Genomic DNA, 18018 nt, shown 5'->3' with positions numbered 1-18018 from the left:
CGGCGCGCGCACGGCGGCGGCCATGCTCAGGCAAATGTATCGACGAGGCCGGCGCGGCTCACGCTCGCGGCGGCCGGTGCGGATTGCGCAACGCCGACCGGTGCATCGCCGGCTGACGATCCGCCGCTCCCGCGCCGCGACGGCTGGCCGCCGGCGAAGGATTGTTGCGGGTTCTGCTGCTGCGAAGCGAAGCCGCCGTCGCTGACGGTCGCGCTGCCGAGCCCGAGCCCGCCCGCTTCCATGGCCTCGCGCAGCTTCGGCAGCGCGGCTTCGACCGCTTCGCGCACCTGCGCGTGCTGCGACACGAACAGCGCGTGCGCGTTGTTGTCCGCGACGCGCAGCACGACCTGCAGCGGCCCGAGATCGGCCGGATTGAGCGTCAGTTCGGCGCTCTGCTGGTGCGCATTCGACAGGAACACGACCTTCTGGCTCAGCGCGTCCGTCCAGTCCGGCGTGCTGATGTGCGGTGCGAGCACGTGCGCGTTCGCGGTGGCGATCGCCCCCGCGGCCGGCGACAACTGCAGGTTCGCCTGGGCCGCGGCCGCAGCCGTGGCGCCGGCCGCGAGCGTCGCGCTGGCGGCCGGGTCCGTCGCGTTGCTGGCGGCCGCGAGCGCGTGCTGCTCGCCCGACTGCGCGTTCGCGTTGGCCTGCAGCGCCTGCGCGGTGGCTTGCACCGGCGTTTGCTGGGTGGCGAGCGCGCCCTTCGCGTCGGCGAGCGTGCGGTCGAAGGTCGGCACCTTCGGTGTCAGCGGCGCGGCGGTGCCGGTCGCCGCAGTCGCGGCGGGGGCGGCGGGTGCGGACGCCGTCGTGCCGGCCGCGGGCATCGCGATCGCGCCCGAGCCGCCCGTCAGCTTGGCGAGCGCTTCCTGCAGCACATCGCGGCTCGTCGCCGGTGCGGCCTGGGTGGTCGCCGCCGCGTCCTTGGCCGCATGATCCGTCAGCGTGGCCGTGGCATCGGGTTGGCCGGACACGGCCGTCTTTTGCGCAGCGGCCGCGGCGGCAGCCGCATCGGCCGGCATCGCGTTGTCCGTGCGCGCCTGCAGTTGCGCCTGCACGGCCGCCGCCGCCGCGAGCGCGGCCGCGTCGGGGTTGATGGCGGCGGTCGTGGTCGTATCGTCGGTCGTGTCGTCGTCTTCGGTGGCGGACGGCTTCGTGCCGGTGGCCGGCTTCGACGAAGCCTGTTGCGTCGACGCATCCGGCACGCCGGAATTCGACGCATCGCGACGGGTGATGACGCTTTGCTTCAGCGTCTGCGCGAACGGCACGGCGGTCGTTGCGGTCGCGGCATCGTTGCCGGCGGCGCTGGACGAACCCGAGCCGCGGGCGGCCTTGAGTGCGGTGCCGGCGGTGTCGAGCAGCGCGCCGAGCAGGGGCAGGGGAGGCATGTCGGTTCTCTCGTTCGAAGGCGGTGGTCGGTTACGACGAACGGGCCGCGTCGGCCCGCATGCGCAGGATCTTCGCGGCGTGTTCGTCGGCGTCGCGCTGTTCGCGCCGGGCGTCACGCTTCGCTTCCTGCGCGACGCCGCGCGCCTGCAGGATTTCGAACGAGCCGACGGTGCGTTTCTTGTTTTGCCAGTTCGGGCGGGCTTCGTCGATACGGATTTCGGCCGCGGCCAGCACGCTGCGCTGCTGCGCGATCGCGGCGTCGAGCGTATCGATGAACGCCTGGAAATTGCGCCAGTTGCCGGCCGGCATCCCGTGCTGCGCGGATTGCGAGAAGCGCGCGTGGTATTCGTCGCGGTAGCGCAGCAGCGCGTCGAGCTGCTCGGCGGCCGCGGTGCGGTCGCGCTGTGCGGTGCCGAGCTGCTTCGTGGCGGAATCGAGATCCTCCTGCGCGCGGTCGAGCAGCAACTGAAGGGGAAAGCCGTGTGCCATCTGGATCAGCCTCCGTAAGCGTCGAACAGTGCATCGAGCCCGGCGAGGCTCGACGCGAACGGCGCGCATTCGCGAAAGCCCTGCTGCAGGAACGCCTCGATGCGCGGATAGAGCGCGATCGCGCGGTCGAGCTGCGCGTCGCGGCCGGGCGCGTACGCGCCGACCGCGATCAGGTCGCGATTGCGCTGGTAGCGCGACAGCATCTGCTTGAACTGCCGGACGTGGTCGAGATGCGTTTCGTCGATCAGCGCGGTCATCGCGCGGCTGATCGACGCCTCGATGTCGATCGCCGGATAGTGGCCGGCCTCGGCGAGCGCGCGTGACAGCACGACGTGGCCGTCGAGGATCGCGCGCGCCGAATCGGCGATCGGGTCCTGCTGGTCGTCGCCTTCGGTCAGCACCGTGTAGAACGCGGTGATCGAGCCGCCGCCTTCCGGCCCGTTGCCGGTGCGCTCGACGAGCGCGGGCAGCTTCGCGAACACCGACGGCGGGTAGCCCTTCGTCGCGGGCGGCTCGCCGATCGCCAGCGCGATCTCGCGCTGCGCCATCGCGTAGCGCGTGAGCGAATCCATCAGCAGCAGCACGTGCTTGCCCTGGTCGCGGAAATACTCGGCGAGCGACGTCGCGTAGGCCGCGCCCTGCATCCGCAGCAGCGGCGACACGTCGGCCGGCGCCGCGACGACGACCGAGCGCGCGAGCCCGTCCTCGCCGAGGATCTGTTCGATGAATTCCTTCACTTCGCGGCCGCGTTCGCCGATCAGCCCGATCACGATCACTTCCGCGCTCGTATAGCGCGCCATCGTGCCGAGCAGCACCGACTTGCCGACGCCGGAGCCCGCGAACAGGCCCATCCGCTGCCCGCGGCCGACGGTGAGCAGCGCGTTGATCGCGCGCACGCCGACGTCGAGCACGTGGTGGATCGGTTCGCGTTCGAGCGGGTTGATCGACGGCGCCGACAGCGGCGCGTCGACCTTCGACGCGAGCGGGCCGAGGCCGTCGAGCGGGCGGCCCGACGCGTCGACGACGCGCCCGAGCATTTCCCAGCCGACCGGCAGCCGCTTCGCGCCCGCGAGCGGATCGGCGACGGGCGCGCTTTCGCGCGGCCACACGCGCGCGCCGGGCAGCACGCCCGCGACGTCGGTGGTCGGCATCAGGAACAGGCGATCGCCGGCGAAGCCGACGACTTCCGCTTCCGCGTGCGGCAGCGTGCTGCCGGGCGGCAGTTCGATCGTGCATTCGGCGCCGACCGACAGGCGCAGCCCGATCGCTTCCAGCACGAGGCCGGCCGCGCGCGTCAGGCGCCCGCACGGCCGCAGCGGCAGCGCGCGCCGGCTGCGCGCGGCGAGCCCGTTCAGGTGGGTGCGCCAGTGCGCGAGATGCGGGTTGTGCGGGGCGCGCGGCGTGGCGCCGGCGGCCTCGGCCGCCGCAGCGGCGGCGTGCTGGGTGGCGTCTTGGGCGGTGTCCAGCGCGGCGTTGTGCGCGTCCGGGCCGAACGACGCGAGCGCGAGTTCGCGCTCGAGCGGCGTCATGCCGTCGTGCGCGAGCGCCTCGGGCGGCCGCGTCACCACGTGCTCACCTTGCCGATCGCGGCGGCGACGCGCTGCCAGCGCGTGGGCAGCGTCGCGTCGACCTCGCCGGTCGCGGCGTGCGCGCGGCAGCCGCCGCGCTCGATCGACGCATCGGTGCGCACGCTCCAGCCGAGCGTATCGAGATCGTCCTGCAGATAGGCTTCGACGACGGGCAGGTCGGCCGGATTGACCGCGAGATGCGGCGCGCCGGACAGCGCGGGTTCGGCCGCGAGCACGTCGCGCACGGCGGCAACCAGCGCGGCCGGGTCGTGCTTCACGTGCTGCCGGACCACCTGCTGCGCGATGTCGAGCGCGAGCTGCGCGATATCGGCGGCCAGATCGTGCTCGACGGTCGACACGGCCTCGCGGAACGACGCGGCGAGCGCCGCGAGCTGCGCGGCCTGTTCACGCGCGTCGGCCTGGCCGGCTTCGAAACCCTGTTCGCGGCCCTGCTCGAAACCGGCCTGGTAGCCGAGCGCCTGGCCCTCGACGTGGCCGGCCGCATGGCCTTCGGCGTGCGCGGCGTCGCGCACGCGCTGCAGCTCCTCGGCGAGCGCGGCGGCGGCCGCTGCCGCGTCGTCGGGCGGCGGCGGGGGCGGCGGCGGGTCGAACGACGCCATCTCCCACCGCTGGTAGGCGGTGAGGGTGCCCGCGCGATCGCTCGCCGAATCAGACATACGCGTCTTCCGCCTTGCCGCCGATCGCGATCGCGCCGCTTTCGGCCAGGTTGCGCACGATCTGCAGGATGCGGCGCTGCTGCGTCTCGACGTCGGATACGCGTACCGGGCCGCGCGCGTCGAGATCCTCGGCGAGCAGTTCGGCCGCGCGCTGCGACATGTTCGCGAGGAACTTCTGGCGCAGTGCCGGCGGCGCGCCCTTCAGCGCGATGATCAGCGTTTCCGACTCGACTTCCTTGAGCACCATCTGGATCGCGCGATCCTCGAGGTCGAGCAGGTTCTCGAACACGAACATCTGGTCGATGATCTTCTGCGCGAGTTCGGCGTCGTACTGGCGCACGCTTTCGAGCACGCCTTCCTCATGCACGCTCGTCATGAAGTTCAGGATTTCGGCCGCGGTGCGGATGCCGCCCATCGGGCTGCGCTTCAGGTTGTCGCTGCCGGACAGCAGGCCCGTCAGCACGTCGTCGAGCTCACGCAGCGCGGCCGGCTGGATGCCGTCGAGCGTCGCGATCCGCAGGATCACGTCGTTACGCAGCCGCTCGGTGAAGCACGACGCGATTTCCGACGCCTGGTCGCGGTCGAGGTGCACGAGGATCGTCGCGATGATCTGCGGATGCTCGTTCTTGATCAGTTCGGCCACGGCGGCCGAGTCCATCCACTTCAGGCCCTCGATGCCGCTCGTGTCGCTGCCCTGCAGGATGCGGTCGATCAGCACGCCGGCCTTGTCCTCGCCGAGCGCCTTGGTCAGCACCGAGCGGATGTAGTCGCTCGAATCGAGCGACAGCGCGGTGTGCTGCTCCGCTTCCTTCGCGAATTCGTGCAGCACGTCCTCGACCTGCTCGCGCGTGACGTTCTTCAGCGCGGCCATCGCGGCGCCGATCTTCTGGACCTCGCGCGGCGCGAGGAACTTGAATACCTGCGCGGCCTCTTCCTCGCCGATCGACATCAGCAGGAGCGCGCTCTTGGTCAAGCCTTCAGCGTTCATCGGACACCCAGTTCTTCACGACGGTGGCGACGATCTTCGGATCCTGGCGGGCGATCGTGCGCGCGTAGTCGAGGTTGCGTTCGTAACGGTTCTTCTCGCTCTCGAACCCGAGCAGCAGCGAGTCGGGTTCCTCCGCCTTCTCCGGCGCCGGCAGGCCGTCGAGCACAACCGGATCGTCCGGTGCGGCGAGCGCCGGCGCGGCCGGTTCGGGCGGCGGGAATGCGCGGCGCATCGCCGGGCGCACGAACATGAAGTAGAGCGCCGCCGCGGCCGCCGCGATGCCGAGCCACTTCGCCGCTTCCTTCGCCATCGCGATCATGTCCGGCTGGCGCCACCACGGCAGGTCGGCGTACGGGTCGCTCGCGGTGGAGAACGCGCTGTTCACGACGTTCACCGAGTCGCCGCGCTTCTCGTCGTAGCCCATCGCATCCTTCACGAGCTGTTCGACCTGCGCGAGCTTCGCGGGCGGCAGCGGCTGCATCGTCACGTGGCCCTTCGCGTCGGCGACCGGCTGGTAGTTGACGACGACCGCGACCGACAGCCGCTTCACGCTGCCCATCGGCTGTTCGGTGTGGCGGATCGTCTTGTCGAGCTCGTAGTTGGTCGTCTGGTCCTTGCGGTCGCTGACCGGCGTGGTCTGCGGCGCGTTCTGGCCGTTGCCGGCGACGATCGGCGCGGAGGCCGGCTGCGGCGGCGTGTTCGACAGCGCGCCCGGCACGCCCGACGCGCCGCCCTGTGCGAGCTCGGTCGCGCTGCTGGTCTGCTGGCTGCGGATCGCGGATTGCTGCGGGTTGCCGTTCGGGCCGTAGCTTTCCGACGTCTGCTCGATCTTCGAGAAATCGAGATCCGCGCTGACCTGCGAGCGCGCGTTGCCGGCGCCGAAGATCGGCGCGAGGATCGCGTCGATGCGCTTCTGCGTGTTGTGCTCGACCTGCTGCACGTACTTGAGCTGGCTCGCGTCGAGGCCGGATGCCGACGCGGTCTGGGTCAGCAGGTTGCCGTCCTGGTCGACGATCGTCACGTTCTTCGCGGGCATGTCGGGCACGCCGGACGACACCATCCGCGTGATTGCCTGAACCTGCCCCTCGTCGAGCACGCGGCCCGGGTAGAGGTCGACGAACACCGACGCGCTCGGCGCTTCCTTGTCGCGCACGAACACCGACGGCTTCGGGATCGCGAGATGCACGCGCGCGCCGCGCACGGCGTTGATCGATTCGATGGTGCGCTGCAGCTCGCCTTCGAGCGCGCGCTGGTAGTTGATCTGCTCGGCGAACTGGCTGATGCCGAATTTCTGGTTGTCCATCAGCTCGAAGCCGACCGAGCCGCCCTTCGGCAGCCCCATCGCGGCGAGCTTCAGGCGCGTTTCATGCACCTGGCTCGACGGCACGAGGATCGCGCCGCCGGCATCGGCGAACTTGTAGGGAACGTTTGCCTGCTGGAGCGCGGCAATGATCGCACCGCCGTCGCGATCCGACAGGTTGCTGTACAGCACGCGGTAGTCGGGCGCGCGGCTCCACAGCACGAGCGCGGTGATGACGGCGACCGCGAATGCGACGGCGATCAGGAACGGCAGCTTCGGGTTGCCCTTCATCCGCGAGATGCCGGGGATGCGTTCCGCGAAGCCGCCAAGCCCGAAGTCCGCGCCTGCGCCACCCGCGCCCGGCAACGCGGCGGCCGCGGCGGCGCCGGGCGCCGGGCTGGCGAGGCCCCCGCGGGCGTCTGGGTTGATCAGCGAGTTGGCCTGCGAATCCATGCGTCGAGTTTCTCCGGAGCGGGACGACTGAGCTCGCTCGGACGAGCGGGCGGACAATGACACGATGCGATTATCGTGACCCGGGCCCGACTCCGATCGACCGAAAAGAGCGGGGTTTCCCCCGTACTTTCTCGGCTTTGACGCGCGGCGCGCTGCTATCCTTTTTCGGAATCCGGCATGGTGCGCGTGGTGCGGCACCGGCGGATCTCCCGGTGCGTCCGGGTCTCTCTCTCAGTTTTGGGGACAGCATGACTGCGAACGTCAGCGGAATCGGTTCGGTGTTGCAACAGATGCAGTCGATGGCCGCGCAGGCGTCGGGCGGCGTCGCGAGCCCGGCGGCGGCACTGGCCGGCTCGGGCGCGGCGACGGCCAGCACGTTCGCCAGCGCGATGAAGGCGTCGCTCGACAAGATCAGCGGCGACCAGCAGCACGCGCTCGGCGAGGCGCAGGCGTTCGAGGTCGGCGCGCCGAACGTGTCGCTGAACGACGTGATGGTCGACATGCAGAAAGCCAACATCGGCTTCCAGTTCGGGCTCCAGGTCCGCAACAAGCTAGTGAGCGCTTACAACGACATCATGCAGATGGCGGTTTGACACGGCGGCTATTCAGGGAAAGCGATCCGTGGACGGCCATACGGCCTGGTTCGCGGGCCGGCCTGGCTGCGCCAGGCGGCACGCGCCGCTTGCCTAAAGCTTTCCCAATCCCTTCCGATAACTCCGGTGAAGGCCGCGTCGTGCGATGCACGGCGGCGGTTCCCGTATAGCCAAGGCACAACAAGGAGAAGCGCATGTTTTCCCCAGGACACGCTGGAGCCAGTGCATACGCGCGTGTCGGCGTCGAGACCGGGGTGATGGGCGCTTCCCCGCACCGGTTGATCGCGATGCTGTACCAGGGCGCGCGGCAGGCGGTTGCGCTGGCGCGCATGCATTTGCAGCAAGGCAATGTGTCCGCGCGCGGCGAAGCGATCAGTAAGGCGATCCGGATCGTCGACAGCGGGCTGAAGGCGTCGCTGAACCTCGATGCGGGCGGCGAGATCGCGGAGCGGCTGGATGCGCTGTATGCGTATATCGGCCGGCGTCTGCTCGAAGCCAATGCGCAGGCGAGCGACGCGATGCTGGTCGAGGTCGACAGGCTGCTCGCGACGCTCGAGGAAGCATGGACGGGGATCGCCCCGGAAGTCGCGCGGATGGCCGCGCAACAGGCAGTGGAAGCATCGAGATGAATCGCAAGGCCGAATACTTCGAACGTTACGAGGCGCTCGCCGCCGTGTCGGGCCGGATGCTGGGCGCTGCCCGCAGCGCCGACTGGAGCGCGTTGCCGGAGTTGCAGGCCGAATTCATGCAACTGGTCGACGGGCTGAAGGAAGCCGATCCGGGCGTCGTGCTCGACGAATCGGATCTCGGCCGCAAGCTCGACCTGATCCGCCGCATCCTGGCCGACGACGCCGCGATTCGCGATCTCGCGAGCCCGGACCTCGCGCGGCTGTCCGCGCTGTTCGAGGCGCGGCGCTCGACCCAGGTATTGACCGATCTCTACCGCGCGCGCGGGTAGGGCCCGTTTCCGGGGAAACGGGCGCGGGGGCGCACGAGCCCGTTGCGGCAGGCGCGCAGTTCCCGCGGACGGCACCGGCGTGCCGTGCCCGGATTCGCAACGATGTGGCTGAGATGAGCAGGCTCCGATCATGACCGGTATCGACTCCGTTGCGGCCGCGCTGCTGGCGAGCCGCCTCGACAGCTTGCTGACCGGCACCGCGTCGGCGCCCGCCGGCGGCGGCGTGACCTCGCAGGTCGGCACGCCGGGCACCGGCGCGTCGTCCACGCCGTCGGCCGGCACTCCGCCTGCCGCACCGCCTGCTTCCACCCAGACTGCACTGTCCGATGTCGGGCGCGTGCTCGACGCGATCTCGCGCGCCGGCGGCGACGCGACGCCGGCCATCGCCGGGCGCGCACCGCTGCTGGCCGATCCCACCGTGTTGTTGACCGACACGGCTGCGCCGGCCCGCGCGCCGGCCGCCGCCGATCCGGCAGCGTCGTCCACGCCCGCTTCAGCGGCTGCGTCGTCGGCTGCGGCAACACGCGAAGCGGCGGCGACGTTGCCCGTCGCGGCGCTGCGCGCGGCGCTCGCGCAGGCCGTGAGCGAAAGCGGCCTTTTCTACGAATCTCACCTCGCGCAGTGGCTGGCCGGCCAGCGTCCGCTCGCGGCGCTGATGCGCGAGCCGCAGGCGCGCCTCGCGACCGCGCTCGCACCGGCCGATCCGGATGCCGCACGGCACGGCTCGACCGACCTGCTCGACGAACTGCTCGAGCCGCGTCCGCCAATGGCTGCGACCGCGCGCGCAACCGTGCCGCCGGGCACGCCGGCCCAGGGCGGTGCGCCGGCTCGGGACCCCGCACAGGCCTTGCCGGCAGGCGCGCGGCAAGGGGCGTCGTTGCCGCACGATACGGCCGATCTGCTCGGCGATCGGCCCGATGCGCGCTGGACGCCCGCGCGGGCCGAGCTGGCCACTGCGTCGTCCGATTCGCCGGCGCAGACGCTCGCGACCGTGCATCCGGCCACCGTGCCGCTCGTCAGGCAGCAGCTCGACGCGCTCGCGACCGACCAGTTCCGCTGGGCGGGCGAGGCGTGGCCCGGCGCGCGGCTCGACTGGACGATCGAGCCCGACGATCCGGGCAACCGTGCGTCGCGCGGTGACGGCGACACGGGCGACGGCATGGCCTGGCGCACGCGCCTCACACTGACGTTGCCGTCGCTCGGCACGGTCGACGCGGAGCTGGTGCTGAACGGCACGCAGCTCGTCGCGCGGTTGCGTGCGAACCAGACGGGTGCCGACCGCCTCACGCGGCACGAGGCGGCGCTGCGGCAGCGGCTCGAAGTGTCGGGGCTCAAGGTGGGCGGGCTGTCGATCCGCGCGGTCGACGACGGCCCGGACGGCTTCGACCTGTTTGCGGCCCAGGCGGCGGCCGCCGCGTATGCGCGCGGTTCGGCGTCGGCCTCGGCCAGCGGCCCGGCGACGCGCGCGCCGGATAGCGACGACGAGGCGCTGGCATGAGCATGACGTCCCGCAAGCGCGCGGCCGCGCTCGTCTACGATCCGAAGGGCGGCGATGCCGCGCCGCGCGTGGTCGCGAAGGGCTACGGCGCGCTCGCCGAGATGATCGTCGCGCGCGCGCATGACGCCGGGCTGTACGTACATACGGCGCCGGAGATGGTGTCGCTGCTGATGCAGGTCGATCTCGACGACCGGATTCCGCCGCAGCTCTACCAGGCGGTCGCGGATCTGCTCGCGTGGCTGTACTCGCTCGACCGTACCGACCCCGCGCCGGACGCCGCCGCATCGCGCTTTCCGCTGCCGCCGCTGCGCTGAACGGCGCTGCGCCGCGCGATTTCTTACGAAATGCCGCCTTGATCTTGCAAGGTCATTCTGTCGGTATTTTTCGCCTATCGATCGGCATCGTGCTGCAACGGTCGTGCTTCGCCCGAATTTCCTCGCTCGACGGGCTCGCCGCGGCGTACCCGGGCGGATTGAGCCTGTAATAGATTTGTGTAATGATATCCATTCTCATTTTCATGCTGCCCGGGCGGCGCGCACGCTTTGCGCGTCGCCCGTTGTTTTGAACGAATGGAACCTCTCGCGTGAACGCGCCCGAAACGATCAATCCGCCCCGGACGGGGGCTTCCCGCGCGGGCGTCACCGTGCTGCACCCGGCGGCCCGCCCGCTGAGCGACGACGAACGGGCCGCACGCCGCCAGCGTTCGCGCCGCGCGACCTTCATCAAGTGGCTGCGCAAGGTGCATGGCTGGGTTGGGCTGTGGGGCGCGGTGCTCGGGTTGCTGTTCGGCGTGACGGGCGTGCTGCTCAACCACCGCGCGCCGCCGCTGAAGATTTCGACCGGCGAGCCGCAGGTCGAGGAGATGCAGATCGCACTGCCGGACCCGGCGCCGAAGACGCCCGCCGCGATGACGAAGTGGCTGCAGCACGAACTGCATTTCGACGGCAAGCCGGGCCGCATGCGCAAGGAGCCGGCGCAGCCCGTCGCATGGGGCGACAAGCGCGTGATGCAGCCGGAGCACTGGCAGATGGGCCTGTTCGGCCCGCACCAGAACCTGCAGGCCGAATACTGGGTCGGCAACGGCTACGTCGCGGTGAAACGCACGGGCAACACGTTCCTGACGACGCTGAACAACCTGCATCGCGGCGTCGGGATGAATCTCGGCTGGGTGCTGCTGATGGACACGATCGCGGGCTCGCTGATCCTGCTGTCGCTGACCGGCGTGCTGCTGTGGACCGAGCTGAACAAGCACCGCACGGTCGGCGTGGTGCTGGTGGTCGGTTCGGTCGCCGCGGCGCTGGCCGCCGGCCTGACCTGATCGGCGGCCCGCGCCGGCCTGGCGCCGGCGTGGGCGCTTTCGTCGGTTTCGTCCGCTTCGCCGGTCGCGGACGCGTACTCGGCGCGACTGCGCGTCGGAGTCGCGGCGATCAGAGCCCGCAGGCCGCGCCGCTGTTCGCGGCGATCTCGCGCGCGGCCTTCGCGCCCTCGACCTGCAGGATCGTCGGTAGCGACACGTTGTTCTTCGCGGCGGTGATCTCGGCGAGGATCGAGATCGCGATTTCCGGCGGCGTCCGGCTGCCGATATAGATGCCGGCCGGCCCGTGCAGCCGGGCCAGTTCCGCTTCGTTCAGGTCGAATTCGCGCAGCCGCTCGCGCCGTGCCGCATTGTTGCGCCGCGAGCCGAGCGCGCCGACGTAGAACGCGGGCGTCTTCAGCGCCTCCATCAGCGCGAGATCGTCGAGCTTCGGGTCGTGCGTGAGCGCGATCACCGCCGAACGCGCATCGAGGTTCATGTCGAGCACCGTATCGTCGGGCATCGTGTGCACGACGCGCGTACCCGGCACGTCCCACGCATCCGTGTATTCCTCGCGCGGATCGCACACCGTCACCTGGTAGTCGAGCCCGACCGCGATCTGGCACAGATAGCGCGACAACTGGCCGGCGCCGATCACGAGCATCCGGTAGCGCGGCCCGTGGATCGTCACGAGCCGCTCGCCGTCGAACGCGAGCCCGTCGGCCGCCTGCGCGGGCGACAACGATGCGCGGCCGGTCGCGAGCGTCATCGTGCGCGTGACGAGGCGGCCGGCCTCGACTTCCGCGCACAGCGCGGCGATCCCGCTGTCGCGCGTGAGCGGCTCGAGCACGAGCTGGATCGTGCCGCCGCACGGCAGCCCGAAGCGGTGCGCTTCCTCGGCCGTCACGCCGTACTTGAGCGCTTCCGGGCGTGCATCGGCCGCGATCCCGCTTGCGTGCACACGGGCGATCAGGTCGTCCTCGATACACCCGCCGGACACGGAGCCGACCACGAGCCCGTCCTCGCGCACCGCGAGCATCGCGCCTTCGGGGCGGGGCGACGAGCCCCACGTCTTCACGACCGTCACGAGCAGCACGCGGCGCCCTTCTTCGAGCCAGCGCGCGCTGGATTTCAATACATCGAGATCGACGCTTTCCATCATCTTCTTCCTGTTGCCGGGCGACACCGCCGATGCGGGCCGCCGTTCGATGGCGCGATTATGAACCGGCCGCGGCAAGCGTGCAGGCAACGACGGAACGCGCAAAACGGGAAGGGAGAAGCGCAGCAGCGAGGAAGGCGGGCAGGGCGGCCGGAGGCGGGCCGCCGGCAGGTTGCCGGGCGGACGCATCCGCCCGGCGGGTCGCTCCGTCAGAGCGAGCCCAGGTACTGCGTCAGGTTGCGGATGTTGTTGTCATACGCGCTCGGCGAGCCGAGTTCGACGCCGCCGCTGCGCACGTAGTACTCGAACGGCACGGAGCGGGTGCCGAAGAACGGCAGGAAATTGTCCGGTTGCAGCGTCGTGCCGTTCAGGCCGATCGCCCAGTTCCGCGACTTGTACAACTCGAGCTCGCGGATGGTCGCCTGGACCTGGTTCGTCTCCGACGCGCGAATCGCGGCGATGTGCTGCGTCAGCGTCTCGATGTTCGCCTGGTAGGCGCTCGGTTCGCCGACCGAGACACCGCGCGCGCGGACGTAGTAGCTGAACGGCAGGTTGCGCTCGGTGAAGAACGTCAGGAAACCGTCCGGCGCGAGCGTATCCCCGTTCAGCCCGATCGCCCAGTTCTTGCTTTGGTAATCCTTGAGCCCCGCGATCGTCTGGTTGGCCGCGCTGATTTCGACCTTCGCCGTGACGTTGACCAATGTATTGCTCATGACAGACCTCTCTGGTTCTTGTTGAACTTCGGACAGGTACAGCACATGCCTCCGGACGGAGGCAATAAAATACCGTCGACCGGATTATCAGGCCGTGAATTTTTTAATTAAAAATATGCTGAAAATTCGTTTTTGAATGCGCGATGAAGTTGTGCTTATAAAAAGGCGCTTCGAGGAAATCGATCGCATCCCGCCGCGCTCCTGCTGCGGCTCGTGCCCCGTCTAGTCTAGGCGGGACGGGTGTAAGACCGGCCGACCTAAATACTAGGTTGGCGAATGCAAGAGTTCAATGTCGGCGGCCTGATTATTTTCTTCTATTCATATTCAATTCAATCTAATTACACTTTTAATCGATAAATATGTCGATCCGAACCGAATATATCGGCATTCGGAAAATGACCAATGGGAACCGGAATTGACGCGCGGATCGTTGCAGGAAAGGCAACGTGGCGGCGGGACGGGTGGAGGCAGGGCGGGGAGGGGGCGGGGCCGGCGTCCGGCCCCGCGGGGGCGTACCGTGCCGCGAGCGGCACGGCGGCGCTCAGTGCGCGTCGTGGTGACCGTGCGCGAGCTTCGAGTGGTGGCGCGAGTACAGGAAGTAGATCACGAGGCCGATCGCGAGCCAGATGCCGAACGCGGCCCACGTGATGGGCTGCAGGTTCAGCATCAGGAACAGGCACGACGCGACCGCGAGGATCGGCACCACCGGCACGCCGGGGCAGCGGAACGCACGCGGCAGGTCGGGGTGCGTGCGGCGCAGCACGAGCACGGCGATCGACACCATCGAAAACGCGGCGAGCGTGCCGATGTTGATCAGCTCGGCGAGCACGTTGAGCGGCACGAGCGCGGCGATCAGCCCGAAGAACAGGCCGACGAGCCAGGTCGTCAGGAACGGCGTCGCGTAGCGCGGGTGCACGCGCGACAGCGCTGCCGGCAGCAGCCCGTCGCGCGACATCGCGAAGATCACGCGCGTCTGGCCGTAGCTCATCACGAGGATCACGGTCAGCATGCCGAGCACGGCGCCTAGATCGATGAAGCCCGCCACCCACGTTTCACCGGCCTTCTGCAGCGCGTACGAGATCGGGTGCGAGATGTTCGCGTACTGGGCCGACGGCACGATGCCGGTCGCGACCGCGGCGACCGTCACGTACAGCACCGCGCACACCGCGAGCGACGCGATGATGCCGATCGGCAGGTCGCGCTTCGGGTTCTTCACTTCCTCGGCCGCCGACGACACCGCGTCGAAGCCGATGAACGCGAAGAACATCACGGCCGCCGCGCCGAACACGCCGTTCCAGCCGTGCGGCATGAACGGCTTCCAGTTCGCGGGCGTCACGTGGAACACGCCGACCGCGATCACGAGCAGCACGACCGACACTTTGATGAACACCATGATGTTGTTGATGCGGGTCGACTCGCGGATGCCGATCGACAGCAGCGTCGTGATCACGATCATCACCAGGAACGCGGGCAGGTTGAACCACGTGACGACGCCCGGCACCGCACCGGGCGCGGCCGTCAGCACGGTGGGCAGCGTGAGTCCGAAGCCCTGCAGCAGCGACTGCAGGTAGCCCGACCAGCCGACCGATACGGCCGACGACGCGAGGCCGTATTCGAGCATCAGGTCCCAGCCGATGATCCACGCGACGAGCTCGCCGAGGGTGGCGTACGAATACGTGTAGATCGAGCCGGCGACGGGGATCGTCGACGCGAACTCCGCGTACGACAGTGCGGCGAGGCCGCACGCGATCGCGGCGATCACGAACGACAGCATCAGGGCGGGGCCGGCCTGCACGGCGCCGGTACCGGTCAGCACGAAGATGCCGGTGCCGATGATCGCGCCGATGCCGAGGAAGGTGAGGTCGATCGCGCCGAGCGCTTTCTTGAGCCCGGCGGCATGCGCGCCGGCGATCATGCGATCGACGTTTTTCTTGCGGAAGAGAGACATTGCGGATGAATCGCCAGCGCGCGCGGGGCGCGGTAGCGCTGACTGAGTGAAAACCCGCAATTTTAGCCGATTTGGCGTGCAAGACCCGCTGCGGCGCAGCGGTTCGTCACAAAATCGTCCGATAAAACAAGCGCTTGCGCTTCAGGCAGGCGACAGCGGGCGGCGGCGCGGCATGTGCCGCGTCGCTGGCCCGGACGAATCGGGTGAGCCGGGGAAATCAGGCGCCGGCCGTGGGCGCCATGTCGACGAGCCGGTTGCTCATCACGTAGAACGTGAGTTCCGCGTTGTTCGACAGCCGCATCTTCTCGAGCAGCCGCGACCGGTACACGCTCACCGTCTTCACGGACAGCGACAGCGTGTTCGCGATGTCGGTGAGCCGCTTGCCCGACGCGAGCATGCAGAGTGTCTGGTATTCGCGGTCGGACAGCTTCTCGTGCGGCAGCGGTTCGTTCTCGAACGACACGTATTCGGCGAGCGCCTCGGCCATCGCGGGGCTCACGTACTTGCGGCCGGCCGCGACCTGCTGGATCGCGCCGATCATCTGCGCGGCGTTGACCGTCTTCGACAGGTAGCCGGCCGCGCCGGCCTTCAGCGCGCGCACCGCGTACTGATCCTCGCGGTACATCGAGAACATCAGCACCGGCGTGCGCGGCAGCTTGCGCTTGAGGCGCTTGAGCACCTCGATGCCGTTCGTGTCCGGCAACGAGATGTCGAGCAGGATCACGTCGAATTCCTGTTTGTCGACGGCGGCCATCGCGTCGCCGCCGGTTTCGGCCTCGGTGACGTCGCGCGCGACGCCACGATCGATCAGCAACTGGCGGATCCCTTGCCGGACGATCGCATGATCGTCCACGAGCAGGATGTTCAGGCTCATGACGTCCTCACGAAAGCGACGCGCGGCGGGCCGCGACGGGCACCGCGAGCAGCGAATCCCAAGCGAAGCGCGCGGTGACGCGCGTGCCGTGGCCGGTTGCCGGCGTGGCCGTCTCGAAGCTGCCGCCGAACGCCTCGCAGCGGGCGCGCATGCCGGCGAGACCATAGCCGGTGCGGCGGCGCCGGGGGAAACCGGTGCCATCGTCGGAGACAATCAGTGACAGGTGCGTGCCGTCGGTGGCGATCCGCACGTCGACCGACGTCGCGCGTGCGTGCTTCGCGACGTTCGACAACGCTTCCTGCGCGACGCGGAACACCGCGAGCGCGCTGGCCCCGGCGATCTGCGTCAGGCGCGCATCGGCCGCACAGACGAAGCTGGTGCGCAGGCCGGTGCGGGCCGCATGGGTGTCGGCCCACGACGACAACGCGCCGACCAGGCCCGCGTCGAGCGCCGGCGTGTCGCGCTCGTCGATCAGCCGGCGATTCGCGTCGGTCGCGGCGTCGAGCGCCTGCTGCGCCAGTTCCAGCGCACGCAGGCAACCCTCCGGCGCATCGGCCGGCAGCCACGTTTGAACGTTTGCGAGCGCGAATCGCGCAGCGGTGAGTTCGGCGCCGAGCCCGTCGTGCAGTTCGCCGGCCAGATGGCGGCGGGCCGCTTCGTCGGCGGCGAGCAACTGGGCGGACAGCGCTGCGATCCGCGCGGCGGAGGCGCCACGTTTCGACGCGGCGTCGGCAATGGGCGGAGTCGCGACGCAGCCCGGCACGCGCTGTTGCGACGGGAACGGGGCGTGGGCGCCCAAAGGCGCGTTAAGCGACGTATCCATGACTCTCCCTGCTGTCAGAAAGCGGTTCAGACACCGGCTGGCTGCGTGGATCGGCTGCCGTTTCGATGACGGTCGCCGCCAGAGAATCGCCCCCTGCCGAGGTAACAAAAGTTACGTCTTGTAACACTTGCATCCGACCCTTCCACTCTCATCCGAACGGCAACCGCGCGCGGCGAATAATATCTCAAAATTTCTGAAAAGGTCATGTCGGGCGGACATTTAAGGGTAAATGTGAATAATCGGGATGAAGGTGTTGTAGGAAAAACACTGACACCCGAGCACCGGACGATGACGTATCCAAATGTAACTATTTGAGATGAGATGATCCCAATTTGTTACGAATTCGCCAAGTAGGGACGAAAAAAAACCGGAGCTTTTGCTCCGGTTCTTGATGATGCGCAAAATTTGGGGATCGATCAGTCCACGAACGCGCGCTCGATCACATAGTGGCCCGGTGCGCTGTTCTTGCCTTCGACGAGGCCGGCCTGTTTCAGCAGGTCGGTCGTGTCCTTCAGCATCGCGGTGCTGCCGCACAGCATCACGCGGTCGTTTTCCGGCGAGAACGGCGGGACGTCGAGATCGGTGAACAGCTTGCCCGTTGCGATCAGGTCGGTGATCCGGCCTTCGTTGTCGAACGCTTCGCGTGTGACCGTCGGGTAGTAGACGAGCTTTTCCTTGATGATGTCGCCCAGGTACTCGTGGCCCGGCAGGTCGTGCTTGATGTAGTCCATGTACGCGAGCTCACCCTTCAGGCGGCACGTGTGCGTCAGGATCACCTTGTCGAAGCGGTCGTAGATGTCCGGGTCGCGGATGATCGACATGAACGGCGCGAGGCCCGTACCCGTCGACAGCATCCACAGCGTCTTGCCCGGCAGCAGGTTGTCGGCGACCAGCGTGCCCGTCGGCTTCTTGCCGATCAGCACCGTGTCGCCCACCTTCAGGTGCTGCAGGCGCGACGTCAGCGGGCCGTTCTGCACCTTGATGCTGAAGAATTCGAGATGCTCTTCATAGTTCGGGCTGACGATCGAGTAGGCGCGCGCGAGCGGCTTGCCGTCGACCTCGAGGCCGACCATCGTGAATTCGCCGTTGTTGAAGCGCAGGCTCGCCTCACGGGTGCAGGTGAAGCTGAACAGCGTGTCGGTCCAGTGATGGACGGATTGGACGGTGGCGGTGTCGTATTTGCTCATGGCTTTGAAAACGGACGCGCGTAGCGAACGCGAGTAACGGGCCCAAAAACGGGCAAAAAACCGAGTGCGACGGCCCGATCACGGATCGGCCGGCCGGCGCGTCGGACACG

General features: G+C 68.8%; 18 protein-coding genes. 6 read left to right on the top strand and 12 right to left on the bottom strand.

Annotated features, from left to right (window positions below; genetic code table 11):
- Positions 1–26: 26 nt before the first annotated feature.
- The 6 genes from CFB82_RS17130 to fliF are packed head-to-tail and all read right to left on the bottom strand — an operon-like array spanning position 27 to position 6861.
- Positions 27–1385 (bottom strand): flagellar hook-length control protein FliK, encoded by a 1359-nt coding sequence (locus CFB82_RS17130; protein ID WP_089484667.1) that lies wholly within the window; start codon positions 1383–1385, stop codon positions 27–29.
- A gap of 31 nt (positions 1386–1416) precedes the next feature.
- The gene (gene fliJ / locus CFB82_RS17125; protein WP_069249113.1) at positions 1417–1875 is read right to left on the bottom strand and encodes a flagellar export protein FliJ; all 459 of its coding nucleotides are present in this window, start codon (positions 1873–1875) and stop codon (positions 1417–1419) included.
- A gap of 5 nt (positions 1876–1880) precedes the next feature.
- The gene (gene fliI / locus CFB82_RS17120) at positions 1881–3404 is read right to left on the bottom strand and encodes a flagellar protein export ATPase FliI (protein WP_373558818.1); all 1524 of its coding nucleotides are present in this window, start codon (positions 3402–3404) and stop codon (positions 1881–1883) included.
- Between the two features lie 32 nt (positions 3405–3436).
- Positions 3437–4120 carry a flagellar assembly protein FliH gene (gene fliH, locus CFB82_RS17115; protein WP_089484666.1) on the bottom strand — a complete coding sequence of 228 codons (684 nt, stop codon included), beginning with the start codon at positions 4118–4120 and terminating at the stop codon, positions 3437–3439.
- Positions 4113–5108 carry a flagellar motor switch protein FliG gene (gene fliG / locus CFB82_RS17110; RefSeq protein WP_069249110.1) on the bottom strand — a complete coding sequence of 332 codons (996 nt, stop codon included), beginning with the start codon at positions 5106–5108 and terminating at the stop codon, positions 4113–4115. Before fliG ends, fliH begins: the two co-directional genes overlap by 8 nt.
- On the bottom strand, positions 5098–6861 hold the full coding sequence (fliF, locus tag CFB82_RS17105) for a flagellar basal-body MS-ring/collar protein FliF (protein WP_069249109.1): 1764 nt from the start codon (positions 6859–6861) through the stop codon (positions 5098–5100). The genes fliG and fliF overlap by 11 nt, the downstream gene beginning before the upstream one ends.
- Positions 6862–7109: 248 nt before the next feature.
- On the opposite strand from fliF, the gene fliE reads away from it, so the two are divergent.
- The 6 genes from fliE to CFB82_RS17070 all read left to right on the top strand — a co-directional run bounded on the left by fliE (position 7110) and on the right by CFB82_RS17070 (position 11228).
- A complete protein-coding gene (gene fliE / locus CFB82_RS17095; protein ID WP_069249108.1) occupies positions 7110–7454 on the top strand; it encodes a flagellar hook-basal body complex protein FliE in 345 nt (114 codons plus the stop codon).
- 194 nt (positions 7455–7648) lie between these two features.
- Positions 7649–8083 (top strand): flagellar export chaperone FliS, encoded by a 435-nt coding sequence (gene fliS / locus CFB82_RS17090; protein ID WP_069249107.1) that lies wholly within the window; start codon positions 7649–7651, stop codon positions 8081–8083.
- Positions 8080–8412 (top strand): flagellar protein FliT, encoded by a 333-nt coding sequence (locus CFB82_RS17085; protein WP_069249106.1) that lies wholly within the window; start codon positions 8080–8082, stop codon positions 8410–8412. Before fliS ends, CFB82_RS17085 begins: the two co-directional genes overlap by 4 nt.
- Positions 8413–8542: 130 nt before the next feature.
- Positions 8543–9910, top strand: a complete 1368-nt coding sequence (gene fliK / locus CFB82_RS17080) for a flagellar hook-length control protein FliK (RefSeq protein ID WP_069249105.1) — start codon at positions 8543–8545, stop codon at positions 9908–9910.
- A complete protein-coding gene (locus CFB82_RS17075; RefSeq protein WP_069249104.1) occupies positions 9907–10224 on the top strand; it encodes an EscU/YscU/HrcU family type III secretion system export apparatus switch protein in 318 nt (105 codons plus the stop codon). The genes fliK and CFB82_RS17075 overlap by 4 nt, the downstream gene beginning before the upstream one ends.
- A 269-nt stretch (positions 10225–10493) precedes the next feature.
- Entirely contained in the window at positions 10494–11228 is a 735-nt protein-coding gene (locus tag CFB82_RS17070; RefSeq protein ID WP_089484665.1) for a PepSY-associated TM helix domain-containing protein, read from the top strand.
- A 109-nt stretch (positions 11229–11337) separates the two neighbouring features.
- On the opposite strand, the gene CFB82_RS17065 is transcribed toward CFB82_RS17070, so the two are convergent.
- The 6 genes from CFB82_RS17065 to CFB82_RS17040 form a co-directional block, all read right to left on the bottom strand.
- Positions 11338–12363 carry an XdhC family protein gene (locus CFB82_RS17065; RefSeq protein ID WP_039354764.1) on the bottom strand — a complete coding sequence of 342 codons (1026 nt, stop codon included), beginning with the start codon at positions 12361–12363 and terminating at the stop codon, positions 11338–11340.
- A gap of 209 nt (positions 12364–12572) precedes the next feature.
- Entirely contained in the window at positions 12573–13076 is a 504-nt protein-coding gene (locus CFB82_RS17060; protein ID WP_069249102.1) for a hypothetical protein, read from the bottom strand.
- Between the two features lie 541 nt (positions 13077–13617).
- Positions 13618–15024, bottom strand: coding sequence for an amino acid permease (locus CFB82_RS17055; RefSeq protein ID WP_069249101.1), 1407 nt, complete (start codon positions 15022–15024; stop codon positions 13618–13620).
- A gap of 217 nt (positions 15025–15241) precedes the next feature.
- A complete protein-coding gene (gene rqpR / locus CFB82_RS17050) occupies positions 15242–15898 on the bottom strand; it encodes a response regulator transcription factor RqpR (RefSeq protein WP_039354771.1) in 657 nt (218 codons plus the stop codon).
- A gap of 7 nt (positions 15899–15905) precedes the next feature.
- Positions 15906–16721, bottom strand: coding sequence for a quorum system sensor histidine kinase RqpS (gene rqpS / locus CFB82_RS17045; RefSeq protein ID WP_069249100.1), 816 nt, complete (start codon positions 16719–16721; stop codon positions 15906–15908).
- A gap of 416 nt (positions 16722–17137) precedes the next feature.
- On the bottom strand, positions 17138–17908 hold the full coding sequence (locus tag CFB82_RS17040) for a ferredoxin--NADP reductase (RefSeq protein WP_034179295.1): 771 nt from the start codon (positions 17906–17908) through the stop codon (positions 17138–17140).
- Between the last annotated feature and the right edge of the window lie 110 nt (positions 17909–18018).

This window comes from Burkholderia sp. HI2714 (genome assembly GCF_002223085.1).
GTDB lineage: Bacteria > Pseudomonadota > Gammaproteobacteria > Burkholderiales > Burkholderiaceae > Burkholderia > Burkholderia lata_D.
The sequence above is the reverse complement of the archived record's forward strand: the minus strand, read 5'-3'. Positions and strand labels throughout refer to the sequence as shown.

Excerpts from the sequence above, each read along its gene's own strand:
- fliJ (WP_069249113.1), bottom strand. The coding sequence starts at position 1,875 with ATGGCACACGGCTTTCCCCTTCAGTTGCTGCTCGACCGCGCGCAGGAG.
- fliK (WP_069249105.1), top strand. The coding sequence starts at position 8,543 with ATGACCGGTATCGACTCCGTTGCGGCCGCGCTGCTGGCGAGCCGCCTC.
- fliI (WP_373558818.1), bottom strand. The coding sequence starts at position 3,404 with ATGACGCCGCTCGAGCGCGAACTCGCGCTCGCGTCGTTCGGCCCGGAC.
- CFB82_RS17055 (WP_069249101.1), bottom strand. The coding sequence starts at position 15,024 with ATGTCTCTCTTCCGCAAGAAAAACGTCGATCGCATGATCGCCGGCGCG.
- fliE (WP_069249108.1), top strand. The coding sequence starts at position 7,110 with ATGACTGCGAACGTCAGCGGAATCGGTTCGGTGTTGCAACAGATGCAG.
- CFB82_RS17040 (WP_034179295.1), bottom strand. The coding sequence starts at position 17,908 with ATGAGCAAATACGACACCGCCACCGTCCAATCCGTCCATCACTGGACC.
- CFB82_RS17085 (WP_069249106.1), top strand. The coding sequence starts at position 8,080 with ATGAATCGCAAGGCCGAATACTTCGAACGTTACGAGGCGCTCGCCGCC.
- fliG (WP_069249110.1), bottom strand. The coding sequence starts at position 5,108 with ATGAACGCTGAAGGCTTGACCAAGAGCGCGCTCCTGCTGATGTCGATC.
- fliS (WP_069249107.1), top strand. The coding sequence starts at position 7,649 with ATGTTTTCCCCAGGACACGCTGGAGCCAGTGCATACGCGCGTGTCGGC.
- rqpS (WP_069249100.1), bottom strand. The coding sequence starts at position 16,721 with ATGGATACGTCGCTTAACGCGCCTTTGGGCGCCCACGCCCCGTTCCCG.
- CFB82_RS17075 (WP_069249104.1), top strand. The coding sequence starts at position 9,907 with ATGAGCATGACGTCCCGCAAGCGCGCGGCCGCGCTCGTCTACGATCCG.
- fliH (WP_089484666.1), bottom strand. The coding sequence starts at position 4,120 with ATGTCTGATTCGGCGAGCGATCGCGCGGGCACCCTCACCGCCTACCAG.
- CFB82_RS17065 (WP_039354764.1), bottom strand. The coding sequence starts at position 12,363 with ATGGAAAGCGTCGATCTCGATGTATTGAAATCCAGCGCGCGCTGGCTC.
- CFB82_RS17060 (WP_069249102.1), bottom strand. The coding sequence starts at position 13,076 with ATGAGCAATACATTGGTCAACGTCACGGCGAAGGTCGAAATCAGCGCG.
- rqpR (WP_039354771.1), bottom strand. The coding sequence starts at position 15,898 with ATGAGCCTGAACATCCTGCTCGTGGACGATCATGCGATCGTCCGGCAA.
- CFB82_RS17130 (WP_089484667.1), bottom strand. The coding sequence starts at position 1,385 with ATGCCTCCCCTGCCCCTGCTCGGCGCGCTGCTCGACACCGCCGGCACC.
- fliF (WP_069249109.1), bottom strand. The coding sequence starts at position 6,861 with ATGGATTCGCAGGCCAACTCGCTGATCAACCCAGACGCCCGCGGGGGC.